The organism is Nitrospira sp. (assembly GCA_029194675.1).
Taxonomy (GTDB): Bacteria; Nitrospirota; Nitrospiria; order Nitrospirales; family Nitrospiraceae; genus Nitrospira_D.
Genome location: JARFXP010000001.1, coordinates 645,639 through 670,124, shown reverse-complemented (window position 1 = coordinate 670,124; position 24,486 = coordinate 645,639). Strand labels below are relative to the sequence as shown.

General features: G+C 56.7%; 29 protein-coding genes and 1 pseudogene. 25 read left to right on the top strand and 5 right to left on the bottom strand.

What is annotated here, in order from left to right; all coding sequences use genetic code 11:
* Positions 1–60: 60 nt before the first annotated feature.
* From P0120_03145 to P0120_03085, 13 genes are all read left to right on the top strand, one after another.
* Positions 61–954, top strand: coding sequence for a glycine--tRNA ligase subunit alpha (locus P0120_03145; GenBank protein ID MDF0673328.1), 894 nt, complete (start codon positions 61–63; stop codon positions 952–954).
* The gene (gene glyS, locus P0120_03140) at positions 951–3,125 is read left to right on the top strand and encodes a glycine--tRNA ligase subunit beta (protein ID MDF0673327.1); all 2,175 of its coding nucleotides are present in this window, start codon (positions 951–953) and stop codon (positions 3,123–3,125) included. The genes P0120_03145 and glyS overlap by 4 nt, the downstream gene beginning before the upstream one ends.
* Before the next feature lie 61 nt (positions 3,126–3,186).
* Entirely contained in the window at positions 3,187–3,678 is a 492-nt protein-coding gene (locus P0120_03135) for a hypothetical protein (GenBank protein ID MDF0673326.1), read from the top strand.
* Positions 3,679–3,707: 29 nt separating this feature from the next.
* A complete protein-coding gene (gene ppdK, locus P0120_03130) occupies positions 3,708–6,476 on the top strand; it encodes a pyruvate, phosphate dikinase (protein ID MDF0673325.1) in 2,769 nt (922 codons plus the stop codon).
* On the top strand, positions 6,473–7,591 hold the full coding sequence (gene ribD / locus P0120_03125) for a bifunctional diaminohydroxyphosphoribosylaminopyrimidine deaminase/5-amino-6-(5-phosphoribosylamino)uracil reductase RibD (protein MDF0673324.1): 1,119 nt from the start codon (positions 6,473–6,475) through the stop codon (positions 7,589–7,591). The genes ppdK and ribD overlap by 4 nt, the downstream gene beginning before the upstream one ends.
* A complete protein-coding gene (locus tag P0120_03120; GenBank protein ID MDF0673323.1) occupies positions 7,588–8,877 on the top strand; it encodes a hypothetical protein in 1,290 nt (429 codons plus the stop codon). The genes ribD and P0120_03120 overlap by 4 nt, the downstream gene beginning before the upstream one ends.
* 38 nt (positions 8,878–8,915) lie before the next feature.
* Entirely contained in the window at positions 8,916–9,689 is a 774-nt protein-coding gene (locus tag P0120_03115; protein MDF0673322.1) for a hypothetical protein, read from the top strand.
* The gene (locus P0120_03110) at positions 9,686–10,855 is read left to right on the top strand and encodes an MFS transporter (protein ID MDF0673321.1); all 1,170 of its coding nucleotides are present in this window, start codon (positions 9,686–9,688) and stop codon (positions 10,853–10,855) included. The genes P0120_03115 and P0120_03110 overlap by 4 nt, the downstream gene beginning before the upstream one ends.
* Positions 10,856–10,935: 80 nt before the next feature.
* Positions 10,936–11,589 (top strand): riboflavin synthase, encoded by a 654-nt coding sequence (locus tag P0120_03105; protein ID MDF0673320.1) that lies wholly within the window; start codon positions 10,936–10,938, stop codon positions 11,587–11,589.
* Between the two features lie 79 nt (positions 11,590–11,668).
* Positions 11,669–11,896 carry a DUF433 domain-containing protein gene (locus tag P0120_03100; GenBank protein ID MDF0673319.1) on the top strand — a complete coding sequence of 76 codons (228 nt, stop codon included), beginning with the start codon at positions 11,669–11,671 and terminating at the stop codon, positions 11,894–11,896.
* A complete protein-coding gene (locus P0120_03095; GenBank protein ID MDF0673318.1) occupies positions 11,893–12,225 on the top strand; it encodes a DUF5615 family PIN-like protein in 333 nt (110 codons plus the stop codon). Before P0120_03100 ends, P0120_03095 begins: the two co-directional genes overlap by 4 nt.
* 302 nt (positions 12,226–12,527) lie before the next feature.
* On the top strand, positions 12,528–12,770 hold the full coding sequence (locus P0120_03090; protein MDF0673317.1) for a hypothetical protein: 243 nt from the start codon (positions 12,528–12,530) through the stop codon (positions 12,768–12,770).
* Between the two features lie 408 nt (positions 12,771–13,178).
* Entirely contained in the window at positions 13,179–14,570 is a 1,392-nt protein-coding gene (locus P0120_03085) for a DUF1214 domain-containing protein (GenBank protein ID MDF0673316.1), read from the top strand.
* A gap of 166 nt (positions 14,571–14,736) precedes the next feature.
* On the opposite strand, the gene P0120_03080 is transcribed toward P0120_03085, so the two are convergent.
* Positions 14,737–14,931 (bottom strand): hypothetical protein, encoded by a 195-nt coding sequence (locus P0120_03080; GenBank protein ID MDF0673315.1) that lies wholly within the window; start codon positions 14,929–14,931, stop codon positions 14,737–14,739.
* Positions 14,932–15,026: 95 nt separating this feature from the next.
* Here P0120_03080 and P0120_03075 point away from each other — a divergent pair, with 95 nt between their 5' ends.
* From P0120_03075 to P0120_03035, 9 genes and pseudogenes are all read left to right on the top strand, one after another.
* On the top strand, positions 15,027–15,506 hold the full coding sequence (locus tag P0120_03075; GenBank protein MDF0673314.1) for a type II toxin-antitoxin system VapC family toxin: 480 nt from the start codon (positions 15,027–15,029) through the stop codon (positions 15,504–15,506).
* On the top strand, positions 15,503–15,679 hold the full coding sequence (locus P0120_03070) for a hypothetical protein (protein ID MDF0673313.1): 177 nt from the start codon (positions 15,503–15,505) through the stop codon (positions 15,677–15,679). Before P0120_03075 ends, P0120_03070 begins: the two co-directional genes overlap by 4 nt.
* 347 nt (positions 15,680–16,026) lie before the next feature.
* Positions 16,027–16,248, top strand: a complete 222-nt coding sequence (locus P0120_03065; protein ID MDF0673312.1) for a DUF3995 domain-containing protein — start codon at positions 16,027–16,029, stop codon at positions 16,246–16,248.
* A 122-nt stretch (positions 16,249–16,370) separates the two neighbouring features.
* On the top strand, positions 16,371–16,613 hold the full coding sequence (locus P0120_03060) for a ribbon-helix-helix domain-containing protein (GenBank protein MDF0673311.1): 243 nt from the start codon (positions 16,371–16,373) through the stop codon (positions 16,611–16,613).
* Positions 16,598–16,936, top strand: a pseudogene (locus P0120_03055) (type II toxin-antitoxin system PemK/MazF family toxin). Before P0120_03060 ends, P0120_03055 begins: the two are co-directional and overlap by 16 nt.
* A 419-nt stretch (positions 16,937–17,355) precedes the next feature.
* Positions 17,356–17,604 (top strand): hypothetical protein, encoded by a 249-nt coding sequence (locus P0120_03050; GenBank protein MDF0673310.1) that lies wholly within the window; start codon positions 17,356–17,358, stop codon positions 17,602–17,604.
* 45 nt (positions 17,605–17,649) lie between these two features.
* A complete protein-coding gene (locus P0120_03045; GenBank protein ID MDF0673309.1) occupies positions 17,650–17,967 on the top strand; it encodes a nucleotidyltransferase family protein in 318 nt (105 codons plus the stop codon).
* Complete coding sequence (locus tag P0120_03040) at positions 17,948–18,292, top strand: DUF86 domain-containing protein (GenBank protein ID MDF0673308.1); 345 nt, start codon at positions 17,948–17,950, stop codon at positions 18,290–18,292. The genes P0120_03045 and P0120_03040 overlap by 20 nt, the downstream gene beginning before the upstream one ends.
* Before the next feature lie 298 nt (positions 18,293–18,590).
* Positions 18,591–18,992: a hypothetical protein gene (locus P0120_03035; GenBank protein MDF0673307.1), complete on the top strand. Its 402-nt coding sequence runs from the start codon at positions 18,591–18,593 to the stop codon at positions 18,990–18,992.
* 113 nt (positions 18,993–19,105) lie between these two features.
* Here the strand turns inward: P0120_03035 and P0120_03030 are convergent, their stop codons facing one another.
* The 3 genes from P0120_03030 to acs are packed head-to-tail and all read right to left on the bottom strand — an operon-like array spanning position 19,106 to position 21,748.
* Positions 19,106–19,327, bottom strand: coding sequence for a hypothetical protein (locus P0120_03030; protein ID MDF0673306.1), 222 nt, complete (start codon positions 19,325–19,327; stop codon positions 19,106–19,108).
* A gap of 25 nt (positions 19,328–19,352) precedes the next feature.
* On the bottom strand, positions 19,353–19,805 hold the full coding sequence (locus P0120_03025; protein ID MDF0673305.1) for a hypothetical protein: 453 nt from the start codon (positions 19,803–19,805) through the stop codon (positions 19,353–19,355).
* A gap of 53 nt (positions 19,806–19,858) precedes the next feature.
* Entirely contained in the window at positions 19,859–21,748 is a 1,890-nt protein-coding gene (acs, locus tag P0120_03020) for an acetate--CoA ligase (GenBank protein MDF0673304.1), read from the bottom strand.
* A 253-nt stretch (positions 21,749–22,001) separates the two neighbouring features.
* On the opposite strand from acs, the gene P0120_03015 reads away from it, so the two are divergent.
* On the top strand, positions 22,002–22,856 hold the full coding sequence (locus P0120_03015; protein MDF0673303.1) for a caspase family protein: 855 nt from the start codon (positions 22,002–22,004) through the stop codon (positions 22,854–22,856).
* 78 nt (positions 22,857–22,934) lie between these two features.
* On the opposite strand, the gene P0120_03010 is transcribed toward P0120_03015, so the two are convergent.
* Positions 22,935–23,105, bottom strand: coding sequence for a hypothetical protein (locus P0120_03010; GenBank protein MDF0673302.1), 171 nt, complete (start codon positions 23,103–23,105; stop codon positions 22,935–22,937).
* A gap of 146 nt (positions 23,106–23,251) precedes the next feature.
* On the opposite strand from P0120_03010, the gene P0120_03005 reads away from it, so the two are divergent.
* Together P0120_03005 and P0120_03000 are read left to right on the top strand one after the other, a co-directional pair.
* Positions 23,252–23,818: a hypothetical protein gene (locus P0120_03005; protein MDF0673301.1), complete on the top strand. Its 567-nt coding sequence runs from the start codon at positions 23,252–23,254 to the stop codon at positions 23,816–23,818.
* A gap of 43 nt (positions 23,819–23,861) precedes the next feature.
* Positions 23,862–24,473, top strand: coding sequence for a penicillin-binding protein activator LpoB (locus P0120_03000; protein MDF0673300.1), 612 nt, complete (start codon positions 23,862–23,864; stop codon positions 24,471–24,473).
* Positions 24,474–24,486: the final 13 nt, after the last annotated feature.

Sequence of the window (24,486 nt, the reverse complement as noted above, 5' to 3'; positions counted from 1 at the left end):
GCTTGACGATCGTTTCCCAAACGTAAGCATCGGTTCTTTCCCCAACCAGGCTGTATCTTCGTGAACTTCCAAGAACTGATTCTCGCCCTCCATCGCTTCTGGGCCGATCAAGGTTGTGTCGTTCATCAACCCTATGACGTGGAAATGGGTGCCGGTACCTTTCACCCAGCCACGTTTTTGCGATCACTCGGACCGGAGCCCTGGCGGGCGGCCTATGCGCAGCCCTGCCGCCGTCCGACGGATGGCCGCTATGGCGAAAACCCCAACCGTCTCCAGCACTATTATCAGTACCAAGTCGTGCTGAAGCCTTCACCGGACAATATCCAAGAGCTGTATCTGGAAAGTCTGGCGCGGCTGGGGATCAATCCAAAGGAGCACGACATTCGCTTCATCCAAGACGATTGGGAGTCGCCGACCCTGGGGGCCTGGGGGCTCGGCTGGGAAGTGCGTTTAGATGGGATGGAAATCACCCAGTTCACCTACTTTCAGGAGATCGGCGGGATTGAACTGGCTCCGATCACGGGCGAAATCACGTACGGCACGGAGCGCATCGCCATGTACCTGCAAGCGGTGGACAACGTGTTCGACCTGGCCTGGACGGACTCGATCAAGTATGGCGATATTCACCATGAAACTGAGGTGCAGGGGTCGCGGTACAACTTCGAGGAAGCGGACGTCAGCATGCTTATGCAAGCTTTCCAGGCGAACGAAGCCGAGTGCAAACGATTGCTCGCGCAGGCCGACAAGCGCTTGACCTTGCCCGCCTACGACTATTGCATCAAATCATCCCATGCGTTCAATCTCTTGGATGCGCGCGGCGCCATCAGTGTCGCGGAACGGACCGGTTACATTGCCCGGGTGCGGGCGCTGGCGAGGCAATGTGCCGAGCGCTATATCGAGGAGCGGGCTTCGATGGGGCATCCGCTCATGAGGATGCAGGTGACGCATCGATGAAACGCACGCTCGTGAAGGGACCTCGGCAAAAAGCCCGCAGCCCCAAATCGACCGCCGAGCTATTGTTCGAGATCGGCATGGAGGAGCTGCCGTTTGAATTTGTCGCGCCGGCCCTGACGGCCCTTCGAGAATCAGCCGCCCGTATGTTTCAGGATGCGCGATTGTCGTTCAGGTCCGTCAACACCTATGGGACACCACGACGGCTCGTCTTGGTCGTGGACGATTTGTGTGCTCATCAAACTGCGGTGATCAAAGAAACGATGGGGCCATCGAGAATGGTGGCATTCGACCAGACCGGCCAACCCACTCGAGCAGCGATGGGGTTCGCAACGGGCCAGGGCGTTGCAGTGGAAAGTTTGGAGGTCCGCGCAACGCCGAAGGGCGAGTATCTTTTCGCGGTCAAGCGCGATGCGGGGCGGGCGACCGCAACCCTTCTTACGGAACTACTGCCTCAACTTGTCGAAAAGATTTCTTTTCCCAAGGCCATGAAGTGGAACGAGGCGGGCTTACGCTTCGCCAGACCAGTACGGTGGATCGTTGCGCTATTCGGAGGAAAGGTTGTGCCGGTACGGATAGCCGGCATCCAGGCCGGCTATCGGACGTACGGTCATCGCGTAATGGGCAGTGGAAAGCCTATCACCGTGAGGGATTTCAAGACCTATAGCCGTGAACTCGAACGGCGAGGGGTGATGGTTGATCCTGAACGGCGCCGAGCCAAGATTCAGACACAAATCGACCGTCTGTGTGTCAGGGCGGGCGTTGCCTTGAATGCAGATGACGCCCTGCTCGATCAGGCGGTGCACACCACCGAGTGGCCTTGTGCCGTCTTGGGCAACTTCAAGCCTGAGTATTTGGCGGTTCCTCAAGAAGTCTTGATGACGTCGATGAAGCACCATCAAGGATTCTTCTCGGTCAGGGACAAGCAGTCCGGCAAGCTGGCGCCTCATTTCATCGCAATCGCCAACAATGAACCCAAAAATATGTTGCTGATTCGGGCGGGGAACGAGCGGGTGCTGGCAGCGCGATTGGCTGACGCGAAGTTCTTTTTTGACGAAGACCGTAAGGTGAAGCTGGAGGAACGGGGGAAAAAACTCACCGGCGTCACGTTCCATCAGAAGCTCGGCACGATGGCCCACAAGGCGGAGCGAGTCTGCAAGCTTGCTCGTCTCATTGCCGGCTTGCTGGCGCTTCCACAGGATTCTGTCGAGGCCTGTGTGAGAGCAGCCCAACTCTGTAAAGCGGATCTGCTGTCCGGCATTGTGGGAGAATTCCCGGAGCTTCAAGGCATCATGGGAGGATATTACGCGCAGCACGATGGAGAGAAGCGCGAGGTCTGCGAAGCCATCCGGGATCAGTATGTTCCACGGGGGATGGACGGGGCCTTGCCGGAGACGACCGAAGGGCTCGTGCTGGGACTAGCCGACAGGCTCGATACGATCGTGGCGTTTTTTCAGGCCGGCATCATCCCAAAAGGGTCAGAGGATCCGTTTGCATTGAGGCGGCATGCGTTGTCGGTCGTGCGAATTATGATTGAAGGCACTATCCAAGGCAATGTCAAATTCGATCTGCGTCAGATGATCACGAGCGCCAGGCAGGGCGTGGAGACTGATGTCAAATCGGCAGCGTCGATCGTCGAGGATCCGTTTGGATTCATCATAGAGCGACTTCGGTTCTACATGAAAACGACGAAGAACCTGCGGGATGATGTGATTCACGCTGTAACGGGGTCCGTCACGAACGAATGCGATGTGGTCGATCTTGCCCGACGAATGGAGGTCCTACAGACCACGACTTCGCTTCCGGAATTTGACCCCTTGATAGTCGGGTTCAATCGAGCGAACAATATCCTCAAGAAAGAGGGAGTGCGGAAGTCGGAGTCGACACCGGTGGACTCGTCGTTGTTCAAAGATGACGCGGAGCGGGAGCTCCATACGCGATTGCAATCAATGGAAGAAAGATATGACAGGCTTATCGAGCAGCGGCAGTATAAGGACGCGCTCCATTGTCTGGTTCAGTTGAAGCCGTCCATCGATCGTTTTTTTGACTCGGTGATGGTCAATGTCGAAGATTCTGCATTGCGTCATAATCGGCTTTCGTTGCTGAGACATGTGGCGGATGGTTTCTTTGGGAAGTTCGCAGATTTTTCACAGATTGTGGTACAAGTACGGTAGATCAAATCGGACTGAGTGCAGGCATCCTGTCGGCGAGACGTGAAACAAGACTGGAGAGGCCATGGATCAGCCGATGACGGACGTAGGCCGTCGGGCGGACAAGATCCGACGATTTTCTCTGGGCGTCTCGCTGACCTTGATGGTGCTCTGCAATGCAATCCTCCTCCTCGGGCTTAGACTCAGCGGCATCAATTTGGATGACTTGGTGAAGACACCTGAGCTCTTCAACGTAAAACAGGACGTGTGTCTTCGGCTGACGTGGCAGTCATTCCCTGGTGTGAATGAACCGGTCCGCCTCTGTTCGGAATGGCTTAATCTCTCCGACCCGAGTGGGAACCCCCATTTTCTCCAGCCAGACACGAAGCTCAAGAAGGGACTTGACGGCCAGTATTATGTCGATCAGGGTATTCAAGCTGACTACCGGTTATTGATGCTGATATTGTTCGTCACCGTCATTATCGTCGGTGGCGTAAGGGCGAAGTGGTTCTTGGTGAACCGCTATCGGCTTCGTCTGGAATCAACCGAGGGTCGTCGCGCGTCGCCCGTTCATTGATACGCATTCTTCCCGGAAGGAGAAGTCACGTGGCAAAGAAATACGTCTACTATTTCGGCGACGGCAAGGCCGAGGGCACGTCGAACATGAAGGAACTGCTCGGCGGAAAGGGCGCGGGATTGGCCGAGATGACCAATTTGGGTATCTCAGTCCCGCCGGGCTTCACGATCACGACCGAAGCCTGCATCGAATACGACAAACAGGGTAAGAAATATCCGCCCGGGATGTGGGAGGCGACGTTGGCCGCCCTGAAGCGCGTGGAGCGGTCGATGGGTATGGGGTTCGGCGATCCGGAGAAGCCGTTGCTGGTGTCCGTGCGATCCGGGGCCCGCGCATCGATGCCCGGCATGATGGACACGGTCCTGAATGTGGGCCTCACGCTGAAGACGGTCGAGGGGCTTGCCGCCAAGACGAAGAACGAGCGGTTCGCCCAGGACAGCTATCGCCGTTTTGTCACGATGTTCGGCAGCATCGTCATGGGGGTGCCTCGCGAACACTTTGAAGCCATCCTGAACCACAAGAAAGAAGAAATGGGCGTGGCTCACGAGACACAATTGGACGGGCGGGCCTTGCGGGACCTCGTCGGACGATTCAAGTCGTTGGTGAAGGAGGAAACCGGGAAGGATTTCCCGGATGATCCAAACGAGCAACTGCGGATGGCGATCAACGCGGTGTTCTCGTCGTGGAACGGCGCCCGCGCCATTACCTATCGGCGGCTGAACGGCATTCCGGACCATTGGGGCACCGCCGTCAACGTGGTGGCGATGGTGTTCGGCAACATGGGCGACACCAGCGGGACCGGTGTGGCGTTCACCCGCGATCCGAATACCGGCGAGCATAAATTCTTCGGCGAATGCCTGATGAATGCGCAGGGCGAGGACGTCGTGGCCGGCATCAGAACGCCGCTGCCGGTCAGTGCCCTTGCGAAGAATGTCCCGGCCGCCTACAGGGAGCTCGAACACACCTATAAGAAGCTTGAAAAGCATTACCGAGACATGCTCGACCTGGAGTTTACGATTCAGGAGGGCAAGCTCTATATGCTGCAAACACGCGTTGGGAAGCGGACCGGCATCTCGGCGGTTCGTATCGCCGTCGAAATGGTGAAAGCAGGACTGATCACGAAGCGCGAAGCGGTGCAGCGGGTCGGCCCCGATCAGCTGGCGCAGTACCTCTATCCCATTTTCGACTCAACGGTGGAATCCAGCTCGACTCCGCTGGGCAAAGGGTTGCCGGCCGGTCCCGGTGCGGCAGCAGGCAAGATCGCGTTGACGCCGGAGCGCGCGGTCGATATGAAAGCAGCCGGTCAACGGGTCGTGCTGGTCCGCGAGGAAACCAGCCCGGATGACATTCACGGCATGAATGCGGCAACCGGATTTTTGACCGCACGCGGCGGGATGACGTCGCATGCGGCGGTGGTGGCGCGGCAGATGGGCAAAGTCTGCGTGGCCGGCTGCGAAGCGGTGCAAGTGATCGATGCTCAATCGGTGCGGATCGGCTCGAAGGTGTTTCGCGAAGGGGACTATATCTCCGTCAACGGGTCGACGGGGAACGTCTACGACGGCGATGTGCCGGTGGTGGAGTCGGAAATCATTCAAGTGGTGCAAGGGAAGCTGGATGTCAAGCAGTCGCCGAAGTATCAGCTGTTCGCGACGTTGCTCTCATGGGCGGACGACGAACGTCGGTTGCGTGTCCGGGCCAACGCCGACGTGCCGGACCAGGCCAAGATTGCGAGAGGATTCGGAGCGGAAGGCATCGGTCTCTGCCGGACCGAACACATGTTTTTTGCCGAGGACCGTATTCCGATCATGCAGAAGATGATTCTGGCGCGGACCAAAGAAGAACGTGAGAAGTACTTGGATCAACTCCTGCCGCTGCAGAAACAAGATTTTATCGGACTCTATCGGGAGATGCAGGGATACCCGGTCACGATTCGTTTGCTTGATCCGCCGCTCCATGAGTTCTTGCCCAAGCGGGAAGAATTGATGGTGGAGATTGCGCAGCTGGAATTGACTGAGCATGACGGGGCCAATCTCGCGGAGAAACGTCGTTTGCTGGCCCGAGTGGAAGAACTTCATGAATTCAACCCCATGCTGGGTCTTCGTGGCTGTCGGTTGGGCATTACGATGCCGGAAATCACCCGTATGCAGGCGAGGGCGATCATGGAGGCGGCCTGCGAATTGGCGAAGGAAGGCAAGAAGATCGTGCCGGAGATCATGATCCCGCTCGTCGGCATGGTCTCCGAAATGAAGTCGCAGAAAGATCTCGTGAAAGAAGTCGCCCAGGAGACGATGAAGCGGTATGGCGTCAAGTTGAATTACTTGGTCGGCACGATGATCGAGTTGCCGCGTGCGGCGGTGACGGCCGACTTGGTTGCGCAGGAGGCGGAGTTCTTCTCGTTTGGGACGAACGACCTGACTCAGACGACGTTCGGCTTTTCACGCGACGATGCGGCCAAGTTCATCGATTTCTATAAGACCGAGAAGATCATGGACTCGGATCCCTTTGCCGTACTCGACCGCGAAGGCGTCGGGTTGCTGATGAAACAGGCGATCGAAGGCGGGCGCAAGACAAGGTCTGAGCTCAAGCTCGGCATTTGCGGCGAACATGGCGGCGATCCCAGTTCCGTCGAGTTCTGTCATCAATTGGGATTGGATTACGTCAGTTGTTCCCCCTTCCGCGTGGCGATCGCGCGGTTGGCGGCGGCGCAGGCAGCCATCGCGGAATCGAGTGCGAAGCCGGCTGGGAAGAAAGCTGGGACGGCGCGCAAGCCGTCGACCTCACGCCGCAAGAGACGGTGACCAGCACTGAACGAGATCTCTACTTCATGACCCTGGCCCTTCGCCTGGCGGCGAAGGGCCAGGGAACGACAAGCCCGAATCCGATGGTTGGTGCCTTGGTGGTTCGTCAAGGCAAGATCATCGGGCAGGGTTTTCATCTCCGACCCGGAACTCCTCACGCAGAAATTCTGGCGCTGCAAAAGGCAAACAACGGTGCTCGAAGCGCGACCCTCTATGTGACGCTTGAGCCATGCTGCCATCTGAAGAAGCGCACTCCCCCTTGCGTCCCAGAAATCCTTCGCTCATGCGTCCGCCGTGTGGTGATTGCAATGCAGGATCCGAATCCATCAGTAAAGGGAAGAGGAGCCGCAGCGCTTCGGCGGGCCGGACTCGCAGTCACGGTGGGAGTTGCCCGGTCTGAGGCGGAAGAACTGAACAAGTCCTATTGCCATTGGATGAAAACAGGCCGTCCCTATGTGATACTGAAGGCGGGCATGACGCTTGACGGCAAGCTCGCGACGGCAACAGGGGAATCGCGATGGATTACGGGCGGATCGTCCCGTCAGGAGGTGCATCAACTTCGTCGTTCTGTCGATGCAGTCTTGATCGGAGTAGGCACCGTTCTGGCTGATGATCCATCATTGACGGCGAGAACCGGACCGCGATTGGATAAAGTAGCGCTACGGCAGCCTCTTCGCATCGTGGTCGATAGCCGGCTGCGCACTCCGTTCAACGCACAGGTCCTGGCACAACAGGGTAAAGCCAAAACGATTGTTGCGACAACTGCTGCAGCCCCAGCGGCTCGACGATCGGTCCTGCAAAAGAAGGGTATAGAGATCCTCACGTTGCCCGCAGTGCAGGGCCGTGTTTCGCTGCCCGCTCTGCTCAAGCAGCTCGGTCGGCGCGGTATCACGTCCCTACTCGTGGAGGGAGGTAGCGAGGTCAATGCGGCGATGCTGAAGGCAAAGTTGGTCGATCACATTCGTCTTTACATGGCGCCGCTGCTTCTTGGCGGCCAGAATGCCAAGGCTGTGATCGGGGGAGAAAGTCCGGCACGGCTTGCAGGTGCGATCGAGTTACGGCATGTGCTCATACGGTCCGTCGGCAATGATTTTGTGGTGGAAGGCGATCTGTGACTGTCTGGATAAGATTCATCAGCTTGGCAGTGGTTCTTGGCGGCGGAATAAACTCCAGCTTTGCAGAGGAGCCGGTATCGGTCGTCGAGAGTCTGTCTTCGCTCGTGGTCCGATATATAGCGGCCCATGACAGTGACGACGTCGATCGGTTGTTGCAGCGCATTCTCCTCGACCAACGCGCGTCCGTCGAAACAGTCTCCCATATCATAAGGACTGAACGAACCTATCAGAACCAACCAGTCGGGAGTCTTCCCGATGAACAGACTGTAATCCGTGGACAGGCGTACCAGCTATCCCTGTTTATCCCACCGACGTACCAAGCTTCGAGGGCCTATGCCTTAGTTGTGTGTCTGCATGGATTCGGTTTTACGGGTGAAGAATATTTGGAACGTTGGCGAACAAGGTTGGGCGAGGACTATCTGTTGGCCTGTCCCACCTATCCCTCCGGTGCCTGGTTTACAAGGCGTGCTGAAGAGTTGGTGCTGGAGACGATCCGGCAAGCCGGGCACCGGTATCACATCGACCCTGATCGGGTTTTCCTCACCGGCATGTCGAACGGCGGGATCGGTGCGTGGCTGATCGGGATGCATCATGCGCCGTTGTTTGCCGGCCTCGCACCCATGGCGAGTGGATTGGATGATGTGGTGATGCCGTTTTTGGCGAATCTTCGAAACACGCCGGTCTATATCATTCATGGGGCCAAAGATCAGGTGATGCCGGTTGACCTGAGCCGCTCGATCGCCCGAGAGCTGGACAGGCTCGGCTATCCCTATGTGTATCGCGAGCATCAACGTGAACATCCCATGGCGGGCGGACATTATTTCCCCAGAGAGGAGTTGCCGGACCTTGTCGCCTGGTTCAACCGTCAACGCCGTGATCCCTTGCCGACCAGCCTGACCGTCGTGCGTGATGGCAGCCACTTTCAAGCGTTCAACTGGGTCCGCCTCGATGCGACCGATCCGATTGCGGCGTTTTCAGAGGATTTGGTCGACAAACGGGACGAGCGAATCAAACGCCGGGAATATGCCAGGCTTGACGCGTCGATAGCCGGAAGTAATCGTATCGAGGTGAAGGCTGAGCACGTTCAGCGCTATAGCCTATTCCTGAACGAGCAGTTGATCGATTTCTCCAAACCGCTCACGGTGGTGACGAACGGCCGTCTCTCGTTTGAAGGAACCGTGACTCCATCAGTGGAAACCCTGTTGCGCCAAGCCAGGCTACGACAAGATCCTGAGCGACTCTTCTCCGTTCATCTCACGATTACCATAGCGAAGCCGGCTTCATGATTTCCGCATGGCGGTTCCAGCCAGGTCCTGTGACAGGCATGCTTCTTCCTTGGATCGGTATGGGGATTCTTGTGTCTGCCGGGTATGGCCGGTCGGAAGCCTGCACATTGTCCCCCGACCATGCCGGGCTCATATTTCCCGTCGAACGAGTGGATCCCGTCTTGACCTGTAGACTGCAAGCCATCATTCAGAATCATACGACCGAAAGCAAGCTCGGGCCGATCCGAACCGCTCTATCCGAACCGCTGTATCGGCACCTGTTGGATCATCCTCCCTTTACAGCGGATGTGATCCGGCGCCTGCATCTCGGTCTTTACCGGTCGGAAGCGCGAGGCCCCGGCCGATTCTGGGGTGATGACGGCGAGGGGACGAAGGGCATTGTTGAGTTGGTGTACGAGGATCCCACGAGCCGCATCTACTTTCTTGAGGGAACTCATGAAGGTCGGTTGCTTCCTCACGTGACGGGAAAAGCAGTCGTCTTTCTCAGGACAGGTGCTCTACGAGACGGGAACAACAATGAAGCGATGGACAGCACGTTGGTGGCGTACACCAAGTTGGATAATCGTTTTCTTTCAGGGTTGGTTTCGCTCCTGCATCCGCTAGTTTCCAGAATGGTTACAAGCAGGTTGCAAAAAGGAGTGGAGACTGTCGATCGATTGGGGGTGGTGATGAGGGTGGATCCTCAACGGGTGATGTCCGCACTGGCGAGTCCGCCGTCTTTACCGGAACATCACGTGGCGTTTCTGAAACAGACGCTGATGGGTCCACAGAGCACCGGCGAAGGTAGTTCGGACGGTAGATCGATCCCATGACGACATCGCGCAGTTTCGTGCTGATCTGCACGGTCGGCATCTTTTGCTTCATCAGCTACAACATGGTGCGGATGCCCGCGCTCTCCTTGTTTGCCGAATCGCTCGGCGCGGGTCCGGAACGGATCGGTCTGATCGTGTCCGTTTCGACCTTAACGGGCGTCTTGCTGAAACTGCCTTCCGGTGCCCTCTCCGATATTTATGGAAGACGGTTTTTGCTGCGGATCGGCGTGGTGGCGTTCGGGCTGCCGCCGTTTCTCTATCCCTTCATTACGAACTTGGATGCGCTGACGGCATTACGGTTTCTGCACGGTTTCGCCACGGCCATCTTCGCTCCGAGCGCTCTAGCGACGGTGGCGGAGCTCTATCGGGAACGGCGTGGTGCGGCGCTCGGGACCTATACGGCCTGCACGCAGTCCGGTTCTCTCTTGGGCCCCTTTCTCGGAGGATACCTCGTCCATGCGGCAGGGTTTCCCACGGCGTTTGTCACGGCCGGCGTCTTTGGCTGCATCGCCATGCTGTTGTTCTATAGCCTTCATCTCGACGTCTCGGTGCCGCAGAGGAAGGAGCAGGGGGCGGCCGTTGTGCTGTCCGAAATGTGGAGAGGGTTTGCCGCCGTCGCCAAAAACAGCAAGGTGCTGATCACCAGCATGACCGACGCGGCCAAGATGATCGCCAACGGAGCCTTGATGGCGTTTCTCCCGCTGTATGGAGTTGCAGTAGGTTTGAATCCCGGCGAAGTCGGTCTCTTGTTTACGGTCCAGGCCTTTACGTCGTTCTTTTCCAAGCCGATTATGGGGCGAATATCCGACCGAGTCGGTCGTCAACCGCTGATTGTCCTTGGTCTAGTGATATGCGCCGGAACCTTTGTCTGTATCCCGCAGGTGTCGATGTTCCCGATCATGCTGATGCTGTCGGCCGGATTCGGCTTCGGTGAGGCGGTTGTTTCTTCATCCTCCTCAGCTCTTGTCGCGGACAGTTCGGAGTTCAAGACGTTGGGAGCGGGTATGGGAATGCAGGGCACGATCATGGATATCGGACATGCGAGTGGGCCATTACTGGCCGGCCTGCTGATCGCGCGCATGAGTTATGAAGGCGCCTTCATGGTCATTGCCGGTATGCAGCTCATAGCAGCCGCCATCTTCTGGCTGGCCATGAGGAAGAAATAACAAAAAGCCGCTATACTAGGCGGGGCGACATTGAATCATCATCTTTCACTATTTGAGATTTGAAATTCGAGAAGTAAAACATGTTTACCGGTATCATCGAAGAAATGGGCGCGATTACCGTCCTGAGAAAAACGCTTGCGGGAACCAGGCTCACGATTCTGGCCTCGACGGTGATGGGCGACCTGAAGATCGGTGACAGCGTGAGTGTGGATGGAATCTGTCTCACGGTCGTATCGAGAAGCGAGCGCGACTTTTCCGTAGACGTCTCGCCGGAAACACTCTCGGTGACGACACTCGGCAACTTTGCCGTGGGACTACCGGTAAATCTAGAAAGGGCCATGAAGCTCAACGAACGCATCGGCGGGCATCTGGTGGCTGGTCATGTGGATGGGGTCGGTGTCATTCGTAGCCGGCATCAAGACGCCAATGCGACCATTCTCGCCATCGAAGCGCCACCGGAGATTTTGCGCTACTGCGTTGTGAAAGGCTCGATCACCGTCGATGGCATCAGCTTGACGGTCAATGATGTGAGCAACAATAGGTTTTCCGTCTCCATCATTCCGCACACGGCGAAGGTGACGACACTCGGTCTGAAGCGGGAGAAGGATCCCGTCAACCTTGAATCGGACCTCATCGGCAAGTACGTGGAGCGATTGCTCCAAGAGCGGAGCCACCTTCCTAAACCCACCATCAGCATCGATACAGACTACTTGCAGAAACGCGGGCTGATCTGAAGAAGTATTGAGGGAGGACAGGCGCAGGCTTCTGATTGCGGCCTTGATCTTTGCGGTTTCCCAGGCTACCCTTCATCTTATGGATTGGAAAACTCGCATAACCATTGATCCTGAGAAGCGTGGCGGTAAGCCCTGCATCCGTGGCCTCCGCATGACCGTGTACGATGTGTTGGAGTACCTTGCTTCCGGAATGAGCGAAGAAGAAATTCTCAAAGACTTCCCCGACCTCACACGTGAAGACATCCGCGCCTGTCTTGCTTTTGCGGCTGATCGGGAGCGGAAACTTGTGTCAATCCCCCCGTCGTGAAGCTTCTCTTCGATCAGAATCTCTCCCATCGTCTCGTTCAAGCCCTGCAAAATGAATATCCTGACTCCCGGCACGTCCGCGAAGTTGGGTTGCAGGAGGCGGCTGATGCAGTTGTCTGGCAATATGCCGCACAGCAGGGCTTTGCTATCGTGACGAAGGATGGTGATTTCCATCAACGCAGTTTTCTCTTCGGCCACCCGCCTAAAGTGATTTGGGTTCGAGTCGGCAATGCTTCAACCGCCATGATCGAAGCATTGCTCCGCCGCCGCGCTGGCGACGTGGGGGCCTTCTCTTCCGATCCCGAGAGTGCGTTTCTGATCCTCGACTAGCGGAAGAATAAAGGCATGACCAGGGCAATAGCTGCGCATGGGCCTCCTGCCAGGTCTGACCGGGTTATCCTGCCAAAAGAAATGGAATCAATTCTCAGGACTCCCGGCTAGGTTGGACTTGACGGGGCCTGTAGATCGGCAGAGAATCTGCCGCGTTCGTCGTGCGCACGTGGACCACGACTACAGCCTTTCCGACATCGGCCAAGCGGTGGGGGTTGCACTATTTGACGATCAGTCGCATCGTGAGTCCACATGATAGTAACAATGCACGATACAAGATCTGACCCCTATTTGTCTTTCCAATTACCGTCGATGGCATCAGCTTGACGGTCAATGATGTGAGCAACAATAGGTTTTCCGTCGCCATCATTCCGCACACGGCGAAGATGACGACGCTCGGCCTGAAGCGGGAGAGTGATCCCGTCAACCTTGAATCGGACCTCATCGGCAAGTACGTCGAGCGCCTGCTCCAAGAGCGTGGGCAGCTTCCCAAACCTACCATCAGCATCGATAAAGACTACCTGCAGAAGCGCGGACTGATCTGATTTATAGCGGTCAGCCTTCGGTTCTCAGCAGCCAGCTTAGGTCGGGCAGCGCTGCTTCGCCCACAGCTGAGTGAATACCTCTCCGGTTCCTGCGTGTTCAACCCTGCCCAAAAAATGGAATCACTTCTGATGGGTCCTGGCAAGTGCGACTTGACGGGGTCTGTAGATTGGCTGAGAATGTGCCGCAGTTGGTTATGCGTGTCCGTTCAAAGCTTGAGGCAACCAGAACTCATCAATGGTCTATGCCCCTGCTCTTCATCGTGGGCCACGAGGTGTCCGGAGCCCAGCCGATGCGCTGGTGCAATGGCTGAGCCCTTCGCAACTGTAACGGAACTATGCCGGTCAGCATACTCAATAGTTCGGCGGCGTCGAGCGGCACGATCGAAAATAACTACTAGGAGACAAACTGTGAAGACTCTCATCCTCATCGTTCTCGTTGCCCTACTCGGGGTGGCGTTCGGTTCGCCCACCCACGCACAGGACGCTACGCCCAAGGAAGCTCGCGCCATCGCCAAGGAGGCGTACATCTGGGGGTATGCGCTGGTGGACGACTACCGCGTCCAGTACTCGTACTTCATTGACAAGACCAATCCCGAGTTCAAGGGCGGCTGGAACACCATCGCCAACAACGCGCGCCTCTACACGCCTGCCGATACGACGATCCAGACCATCAACGCCGACACGCTCTACTCGTTCATCGGCATCGATGTGCGCGATGAGCCGATCGTGATCACCGTGCCCCAGGTCGAGAAGCAGCGCTACTACGGGTGCAGCCTCTTCGACCTCTGGGGGTACGTCGAAATGTTCGGCACGCGCATGACCGGCAACGACGCCGCGAGCTTCCTGGTCGCCGGGCCATCGTGGAAGGGCGAGACGCCGAAGGGCATCAAGAAAGTCTTCCGTATGGAGACCCCGCTCGCGACCGCCGCGTTCCGCACGCAGCTCTTTAACCCGGGCGACATCGACAACGTCAGGAAGGTGCAGTCCGGGTACAAGGTGCAGACGCTCTCGTCGTTCCTCGGCCAGCCTACCCCCAAGCGCACTCCGCTCACCTTCGTGAAGCCACTGACAGTGGCTGAACAAAAGACCTCGCTGCAGTTCTTCAGCGTCCTGAACAACCTCCTGCAGTTCGCTCCAACCGTCCCCAGCGAGGTCGAATTCAGGAAGCGCGTCGCGAAGGTCTGGATCGGCGAGGGACTCACCTTCGATCCCGCGAAGCTCTCACCCGAGCTCAAGACGGCAATCGAACAGGGAGTGGCCGACGCCTGGGTTGACATCAATGCCACCGTTCAGAAACTCAACACCGGCGAGATTACCCCCGGCGACTGCTACGGCACGCGCGAGTATCTCAAGAACAACTACCTCTACCGCGCCACGTGCATTTACCTCGCCGGCAATGCACAGCCGAAAGAGGAAGTGATCTACCCGTTCATCTCCGTCGATGCGGATGGCAAACCGATGGACGGCGCCAACAAATACACGATCACCTTCGCTGGGGACCAACTTCCACCGGCGAAAGCGTTCTGGTCAATCACGATGTACAACCTGCCCCAGCGCCTGCTCGTAGCCAATTCGATCAACCGGTACCTGCTCAACACGCCGATGCTGCCCAACTGGGTGAAGAACGCCGACGGCGGCTACACCTTCTACATCCAGCACGAATCGCCGGGCAAGGACAAGGAAGCGAACTGGCTGCCCGCGCCGAAAGGCCCATTTTACATGGTCATGCGCCTCTACCTGCCGAGCGTTGAAGCGCAAGACGGCGTGTGGAAGGCGCCGAGGCCGACACGGGTCAAATAGAACAGTCGGCAAGTTCGCTTCCTGGAGAGGATGGGCGCGAGAAACAACAAGGCAGCGCCGAAGAGCAGAAAAGGGGTCAGGAATCTTTTCTATCCTAACACAGGGGGGGAAAGTTGAGGAGAGAGAATGGGGTCAGATCTTGTGATGTGTATACGGATGAGCTAGTCTATGCCCGATGGCCCACCCACTGCGCATCGCATTTCGTGGCGCACTCTACCACGTCACTGCGTGGGGCAACGCCCGCCAGAACATCTTTTGGGACGATGAGGACCGGCAGCGATGACTTGGGGTCCGCGATCGTGTCGTCGCCCTGTTTCAGCTCCTGCTGCACGCCTATTGCATGATGGACAATCACTTTCACCTGGTGGTCGAGACACCTGACGCCAATCTGTCCAACGCGGAGTCAGCAGGTCGGCGCCGTTGAAGACATCAGCCTGAGCGCGGTATGCTGCATCCATGAGCAAGCCGCGCGTGTACGTCGAGACGACAATTCCCAGCTTTTACCACGAGACTCGTACTGCTCCCGAGATCGTCGCACGACGCGAATGGACACGGCAGTGGTGGGCAGAGGCAGGACATCACTACGAACTTACGACGAGTCCCGCCGTGCTGGATGAGCTGGCTGGCGGCCCTCCCGATCGCTCTGCGGGTTGGTTGGCGCTTGTGGCCGGGCTGCCGGTCTTGACGGTCGAGCCGTCGATTGCCGTGATCGTGCAGACATACATTCAGCACATGGTGATGCCGGCTGATCCGGCAGGCGACGCATTGCATCTGGCTCTGGCCTCATTTCACAAATGCGATTTTCTCGTCACGTGGAATTGTGAGCATCTGGCTAACGCCAACAAGTTTGGCCACATTCGTCGCATCAACACCATGCTAGGCCTTTTTGTGCCATCGATCGTAACGCCATTGGAACTGCTCGGAGGTAAGCCATGAAGAGCGATCAACCAATCGACGAAATCCGCGAGGTGCGTCATCGCATCTCGGCTCGATTTGACCACGATCCGGTGCGCTTGGTGGCTTATTACGCCAAGCTGCAGGAGCAATACCGCGATCGACTGATTGACCCAGCGAAGTCGACCGATCAGAAAGACCAAAGCGCCGCATAACGAACGGATCACAATGTGGGGCCCTCTGACCCCTAGTTGTGTGATTTGTCCTTCATCGTGGAGCAGCAGGTGTCCGCCGTCCGCTGGACAGCGGTGAATCCATTCACGGGAGTGGGTGGTATGCTGACCGCGTAAGAAAGATGAGATTAGGGTCGGATCTTGGTGTGCCAGGAAAGCCTGGGAGAGGGGAACGCTCTGCGGCCACAGAGCGGAAACATGCGAAGATGAAGTCGGGGTCGGATCTTGAATCGTGCATAGCTGCAAGCAAGCCTGTTTGATCTAGCCGCTCAATGCTCTGGCAAGGGCCATGTTCGCAAACCACCCTTCTTCTCTTCGTGGCTCCACACATGAAGGCGATTCTCGATGCCACTACCTCATTCAGTCCGCGCTTGGCTAACCCGTTGGCGTTGGTGTTACTGCTGCGTGCGATTGGAGACTTCCGATTGGTGGGGTTCTGGAACCGTATCCGCGATACCTGCTTTGCCCGTTTGGACACCGCCCTGTACTCACCGCTTTGTCTGGCATTGGCCATCAGGTCTGCTGTTATCGGTTTTGCCGGACATGGCTAACCAGGCATGCCAACAAGACATTCGCGCTCGGCCCCGTTCGGTCGCGTGGCGGATGGCCACGAGAGAGTCAGGGGTTTGACCATGCCGGAGGTATGACGTATCGTCATACTTGGAGGTGTGACATGCCGCGAATAAAAATTGCAATCTCCCTCGATGCATCCACCCTGGCACGCCTCGATACCCTCGTGGAGCGAGCCGCCTTTCCCAGCCGGAGTCAAGCCATTCAGGAAGCTGTGGAGGAGAAACTCGCTCGCCTGGACCGAAGCCGCTCGGCTAGGGAGTGTGCGAAACTCGATCCCGTCTTCGAAAAGACGCTTGCTGAGGAAGGCCTGTCTGAGGATGTGGCGACATGGCCCGAATACTGAGGGGTGAGATTCGGTGGGCGGAGCTTAACCCGGTCCGGGGCAAGGAACAAGCCGGGAGGCGCCCTGTGCTGGTCTTCAGCCATGACGTGTTCAACGAATGATCCGGCACGGTGATCGCGATTGCGCTCGCGAGCCAACCGCAACGAGCGGGCTTCCCTCTCACGCTTGAGCTTCAGTCGAAGGGCCTTCCGAAGCAGTCATGGGTCAAGATCAGCCAGATTCGCACGCTGGCAGTGGAACGAATCGGCCAGCGACTCGGCAAAGTGAGCCCTGAGGAACTGGCTCAGGGCATCGAAGGCCTGAATGAAATCATCGGTGCCTAACCCTTCGCTGCATCCGACGTGCTACAGTCGCCTTCGACGGCTTCCGCAAAGCGGGTGAACTCAAACGTTAGGCATTTCTCGGAGACTCCAACAAGATTCGCACAGACAGCCAATCCGCCAAATTTTAGACACAGTTCACAAACGGCGTACAGGCCTCGGTGTCCGACACTACACCGGACAAAGGGGGAGGAAACCTTGGCTTCCGCCCGTACGAGCTTCTTGAGGCTGCGCCGGCCAGTTGCATGAACATGACCCTGCGCATGCATGCCGAGAAATAGAACATTCCGCAGAGGAGCGCCGCTTTGTAACCTTTGGCAATTCGAGCCAGGGTCGCCTCGTGGTTGTGGCACATGCCGATGAAGGTGAACATATTCGCATTATCAGTGCTCGGCTGGTAACGAGACGAGAAAGGAGAATCTATGAAGAAGGGGAGTCGTAAAGCAGTCGACGAACTTCGGCCGGAATACAGACGTTCGGACTTTGGCAAGCTCGTGCGCGGGAAGTATGCTGCTCGGTTTGCGATGGAGACAAACGTCGTCGTTCTCGAACCCAAACTTGCCGAAGCCTTCCCGAAGGCTAAAGCGGTCAACGAGGCGTTGCGAGGACTGTTGGATGTCGCGGCGACCACTGCACGCCAAACAGCAACGCGCCGGTTAGCCCCGCGTTAGGCCTTCCACCTCGCATCAGTCGGATGTTTCGTGTATGTTCTCCACATGAGCAAAATTTCCCTCACCCGTGACGAGGCGATCCGGCGGCTACAAACCGTTGAGTCCGAGATTCGGCGCCTCGGTGTTCGTCGGCTGGCGCTCTTCGGATCGGTGCTTCGCAACGAGGCTCGCCCCGACAGTGATGTTGATGTGCTTGTCGAGTTCGCTCTGAGAGAGAAGACCTTCGATCGCTTCATGGCGCTGGCGGATCTGCTCGAAGACACGTTGGAGCATCGGGTTGAAGTGGTCACCACTGAGTCACTCTCACCGTTTATTGGGCCGCACATCTTGGCCGAGGCAATGGATGTCCTTCGAGCCGCGTGACTATCTGCGGCATATTCTCGTGGAGGTCGAGTACCTCCTCGATCAGAGTCAGAGTCTGACCTATGAGCGTTTTGCAGCTGATGAGACGTTGCGACGTGCGTTCGTGCGCAGCTTGGAAATTATCGGCGAAGCCGTGAAGAACCTGCCCCAGGAGTTCCGGGCATCGCATCCCACGGTTGAGTGGCGTCCGATTGCTCAGATGCGCGACCGCCTGATCCACGGTTACTTTGGGGTGGATTATCAGCTGGTATGGGACGTGGTGTACGAGAAACTTCCAGGATTGAAACGTAACATCCAACGGATCATTGATTCACAACAGGCCTAACCATCGGATTGAGAAGGAGGCGGCACGTCGCGCCTCTCGCCCGAAAGGTTAGCCACATGAGTGGGGTTGTTCCACCGCCTACGCAGGAACCCACGACTGACAAGCTGTGCGGCTCCACGGAACGGGTGTTATGCCGATCCGCGTAAGAACTCATGAGGAATGGTCAAACGGTCGTCCCTTGTGGAAACAACGAAACAGATGGCATATGGTGTGTGAATGTTCGTCGCGTGTTATGCGGATCGGCCTAGACATGGTTGGGTGTCCTTAGGTCGGTGGTCTAACTGAAACGGAGGTCAACATGTTACCTTGGTATTGGATGTGGTCCCCTCAAGTCCATTTTCCCCTAAGCGGAAGTGTCCTTCAGGATATTTCGCCCGATCTAGGTTGGTTCTTTGGGGCGATCAAGCCGGAGGCCGGTGTAGGAAGTATCGAAAAGGAAGTATTTGAGAAGGCTTCGTATGGAAGGCAGCTGGGTCTGATATTGGATGTGTTGCTTCCCCTGGTTGGGGAAGGTTCCCTGGATTCAGAGAAGGCTAAGAAGGCTTTAGCCGATTTGAAGAATGTTTACGAAGAGATCGAGAAGGTGAAGGTAGAGAAGAAGGCCGAAATGGAACAGGCGGCCGTTTCGCTTCTTAGGAGGATTGAAAAGACTGACAAAGAAATGCTGAGTCGTGTCATAAATCAGTTTGGGTCGGCTTGAGGGCGAGACACCTAACTACTAGTTGGGGGCACTCGCTTCCCGATGCGCTCCCCATGAGGTTAGCCATCGGGGGGCTGGTCACCCCGTGACAGGACCCGCTGATTGAGAAGCCGTTACTGCTGATTCCGAGCGGACGAGCGGTAGGTGTAGTAGAGGATGATTCCGGCCAGGATTGAAACGAGAATCCCAAATCCCATCTGTGCATCGAAGCTCACCGGGCCTACGTAGATCTTGTACAGTTGCAACAGAACAACCGGCAGGCCCACCGCCAGGGCGAGCGCGATCATGTGCCGTCGCTGATAGATCGGCTCACCCGGTTTTCTAGTCCACTTCATGCTGAAGAACCGCAGACCCGTTCGCCTATTTGACCAAGAAGGCTTTGGAATCTTCTCCGGAAGCCGTTGTGACGGTTACTATGACGAGGCCCTTACGGCCACCGGTTGGGACTGTTGCTATGATGGTGGATTCGTTTTTCATTGTAAAGGTGGACGCGTGGCCTGGCCCGAAGGAAACGCCTCGCAAGCAGCCGGGCGAGCCGAATTCCACGCCCTTGATCGTGACTTTCATGCCCGGTTTCCCTTCATCGGGAACAAGTTTTTCGATCTGTGGAGCAACGCCGGAACAGGCGTTGCCCTTCGCCGCAGTTTCGGCTGCGTGAAACTTCGGTTCAGTCTTGGGTTTGACGGTCTTGGAGCGCGGTTTGGCCTTTGGTTGCTGATCCGCGGCAAGCGTGAGTTCTGGACCGAGTGCCGGTAAGGACAGGGTTATGATACCGATCGAAATTGCCGCAGCGAAAATCATTGGTTTCTTCATCTGTCGTTCCGCTCACTCAGCTAGGCCCAGATCGGGTCTAACTTCTCTGTACGCTACTCTTCGATCGTTGAGATATCTCCCGGGTCTTGCCCCAGCTCTTTTGCTTTGAGGACGCGCCGCATAATTTTTCCAGACCGAGTCTTGGGGAGGGAGGAGACGATATCAATCTCAGCCGGGACGCCGATCTTGCCCAATTCTTTATGGACCTGATCCTTGATCGACTGAATCAGCGCAGGACTTTCCTGCTCTCCCTGTTTCAGAATGATGAAGGCCTTAATGGACTCACCGACCGTCTTGTGGGGTTTGCCGATCACGGCAGCCTCCGCGACGGCCGGATGGCTGACCAATGCGCTTTCCACTTCAGCTGTGCCAAGCCGATTCCCGGCGACTTTGATCACGTCATCCGCACGGCCCATGAACCACAGATAGCCGTCTGCATCCTTATGGCAGACGTCGCCTGCCGTGTAGCAATTGGGGATGGTGGACCAGTAGGCCTTATAACGCTCAGGATCCTTGTAAATGGTACGCATCATAGCCGGCCATGGTTTTTTGATGACGGCAAAGCCGCCGGCGTTTGCGGGGAGACTGTTTCCCTCGCGATCGACGACATCGGCTTCAATGCCGAGAAACGGGCGCGTGGCCGAGCCTGGCTTCAGCGGCACGGTGGGAAGCGGGGTGACCAAGATCGATCCCGTTTCCGTCTGCCACCAGGTGTCCATAATAGGTTTGTCTTCGCCTGTCACCCGATGAAACCATTCCCAGGCTTCCGGGTTGATCGGCTCTCCCACGCTCCCGAGGATACGGAGTGTCGAGAGATCGAATTTCTTCGGCCAGTCTTCGCCGTAGCGCATGAGCAGTCGGATCGCGGTCGGGGTCGTATAGAAAATCGAGACCCCATATCGTTCGATGAGATCCCACCAGCGTCCAGGATCCGGATAATCCGGTTTCCCTTCCGCGGTCAGAATCGTTGCACCATTGAGGAGAGGACCGTAGACGATATAACTGTGGCCTGTGACCCACCCCGGATCAGCCACGCAGAAGTACACGTCATCATCCTTCAGATCGAACACATACTTCGTCGTCGTATAGGTGCCGACCATGTACCCTCCGTGGACATGGACGACGCCCTTCGGCTGACCGGTCGTGCCGGACGTATAGAGGATATAGAGCGGTGCTTCGGCATCCAGCTGCTCCGCTTCGCAAACCGGTCGTTCACTCTCGATCCACTCCTTCCAGTCGATTTCCTTTGGGGCGGAGAGGGGCGGACTTTGGATCTGGCGGCGTACGACAACCACATGGTCGATCGTCGGGCAGGTTTTGAGAGCCTCGTCCACGACCGGTTTCAATGGGATAGCCTTACCGCGGTCGAACCCCACATCGGCGGTGATCACCACTTTTGACTCTGCATCGTTGATACGGCTGGCGAGGGCAGGGGCGCTGAACCCTGAATAGACGACGCTGTGGATCAGGCCGATCCTGGCGCAGGCCAGCATGGCGACAACTTGCTCGGGAATTTTGGGCAGATAGATGGTGACACGATCGCCTCGCTGGAGGCCAAGCTTTTTGAGGGCGTTGGCGCAGCGATTTACCTGTCGGTACAGTTCAGCATAGGTGAGGATTCGTTCCTGATCCTGTTCGCCGATCCAGATCAAGGCGACCTTGTTCTTGCGCCAGGTCTTGACGTGACGGTCCAGACAGTTGTAGGCGATGTTGCATCGAGCGCCGACAAACCATTTCGCCCATGGGTAATTCCACTCCAGGACCTTATCCCAAGGAGAGAACCAGTCCAGTTCCTTGGCTTCACGGCTCCAAAATGTTTCAGGGTCTGCGATGGATCGTTTGTACTCGGTCTCGTAGTCTTTGATATAGGCGGCGGCTATCGTCTTGTCGGTGGGCAGGTATGTCCGCCTTTCCTTCAAGAGGGTCTCAATCTTCTCGCTCATGGCGGCTGCCTCTCCTTCTCCAGAGCAGTCCCTTGTGGACGCGTCATTATGGAGAAAGGCGAGGATGCCTGCAACCATACAGTTGCTCCGAGACCATCTTCGAGACCATCTTATTGTGGCGCCGCCGTTCATCTCGATTCCGTTGCTTGACACCTGTCTAGGCCGAAGATAGGGTGACTCGATGAACAGCGCAAGGCAGTTTGGGAAACACCTGTCGCGTATGCTTTTAATCCTACTTTTACTGGGCGCTCATATGATCGGCATGTTTTCGGTTGTCGCGCTGTCGACTGCTGAGGCTCAAGTGGGAAAGCCGGAGGGCCTGTACTACAAGTCCTGGGCGATCATTATTGGGATCGAAAACTATGTCTTGGCTCCTCCCATCCCGGGAGCGATCAGCGATGCCAAAAAGGTGGCCGAAGCGTTTCGGCGGTTGGGGTTCGATGAGGTGATCGAGTTCTACGACAAGGATGCAAGCTCGCGGCGCCTCCATCAGCTTTTGGACGACATGTTGCCCAGAAAAGTCGGCCGCATGGACCGGCTCGTGTTCTTCTACGCGGGCCATGCCGAGTTTACACAGGATTCCGATGGGCAAGAGCGAGGGTATCTTGTGCCGTTTGACGCACAGCTCAGCAACGCAACGAAGTCGATCACGGTTGAGCATTTAAAGGAATTTACGAGGCGGACGGCTTCCAAGCATACGCTCCTGATTTTCGATGCGCCGGTATTCGGATGGGAGATCACTGTGCCACCGGAGCTGTCATTGGAAGGACGGATGGCCCCGGAATCGGATACGGATCGGCGTGCGGTGCAAGTCATCAGCGCGGCAAGTAAAGGAGAAGCCGCCGTTCGCGTTGAGAAGAGCAGTCGTTTTGTGGAGGTTTTGCTGGCCGGGCTGTCAGGCTCAGCCGATCTCGATGGAAACGGCTGGCTCATGGCTTCCGAGCTGGGGGCCTATCTTATGCAACAGGTGGGGGTGGCATCCAACGGTGTGCAACATCCGACGAGTCTACGCATCGACGGTGATGGAGACACGGCGTTGGTCGAAGGACGGAGGTCGGCGTTTACGCTTGGCACCGGCCCTCAAACCCCTTCTGAACGGCAACAGTAGGCGAAGGCTCAATACGAGCGGCTGTTGCGCTGCTCGCGCCCGAGCAACCGTCAGCCAAGCCCATCGCACCCCAATGCCTTAATCGTGCTCGCCACCTTTCAAGTATCCAAGGCCGATCTTGACCGCTCGACGGGTGATTTCCGCCCAACGTGCCTGTGGGTAGGCAGAGAGTACTGCAGCAGCCTTGGGATCCTGGATCTCCAAGTTCAAAATTCTGATCATACCGTCTTCAATCTGGATGTCCGCCACAGGGTTTCCTCCTTGTCTATGGCGATACCCGCTCGAAACGAGCGTTGCGTTGACTGATAAAATAACGCATGTTAGCATAATTTCAAGGTTTTTAGCCTGATATTATACGTGCGGCAAATATGCTTAGTTACCCCAAGGAGGATTGTATGATCTGGTCACAAACGATGCATTCAAGGCTGGTCGGCTCCGGTCTTGTCGTCCTTCTCGTGATGGGACTTGCGGCTTGTGGCGGTCCTCCTAAATGGGTTCAAAAGGGGTCCGGAGCATTTAATGAAAAGGACAACAAAGCTTTTTATGGCGTGGGGGCGGTCGTGGGGGTCCGGAATGCGCCGCTTGCTTGGGATACAGCCGAGAATCGCGGGAGAGCCGAGATCGCCAAGACATTCGATACCTACACCGGGTATCTGATGAGAGACTATGCGGCCTCAACGACCGCTGGAGATTTTACCAGGAATACGGAAGAACAGAATGTCGAGCGGGCCATCAAGACCATCACGACGACGACACTGAGCGGAGTTCGGAGAATTGATCAGTACATGGATCCCAAGACCGACACCTATTACGTGTTGACCAAGTTGAGCCTGGAGGACATGAAGAATAACTTGGAACAGGCCAAAGAACTGAATAAAGAGGTCCGGGACTTCGTACGGAAGAATGCGGACCGTCTGTTCGAACGGTTGGAGAAGGAAGAGGAAAAGCGAGGCGTTCGCTAAACCTCATGGTGAATGAGAGTTCACCCCTTCTCGGAGGTTCACGGTGATTCGGAAGCAGAGGTCGTCGCTTGTCGTGGTGATGGGTGTCGTCCTTGCGTTGTCAGGATGCGGACATGAAACAAAGGTGACCCGTGTCGATGCCGCGGTCGTTATCGATTTGAGCGGCCGGTGGAACGACACGGATTCCCGGATGGTCGCCGAATCCATGGTCAAGGATGCGCTACAATATCCGTGGCTAGGGAATTTCGAAAAGGCGAACCAACGTCAGCCTGTCGTCGTCGTGGGAACGGTCCTGAACAGCAGTCACGAACATATCAACGTGCAAACCTTCATCACGGATTTGGAACGAGAACTCACCAATTCCCAGAAAGTTACGTTCGTGGCGGGCAAAGGCGAGCGTGATGAAGTTCGTGCCGAACGAAAAGAGCAAGCCATCTACGCGCGCGAAGAGACGCAGAAAGCCCCAGGAAAAGAGACCGGGGCCGATTTCATGATGAAGGGTACGATCGCCACCATTCTTGACGAAGCCGACGGAACCAAAGCGGTCTTCTACCAAGTGGATCTCCAGATGATCGATCTGGAGAACAATGCGAAAATCTGGTACGGGCAGAAGAAGATCAAGAAGGTGGTTGAAAGGAAACGCACCGTCTTTTAAGTTCCGCGGACAC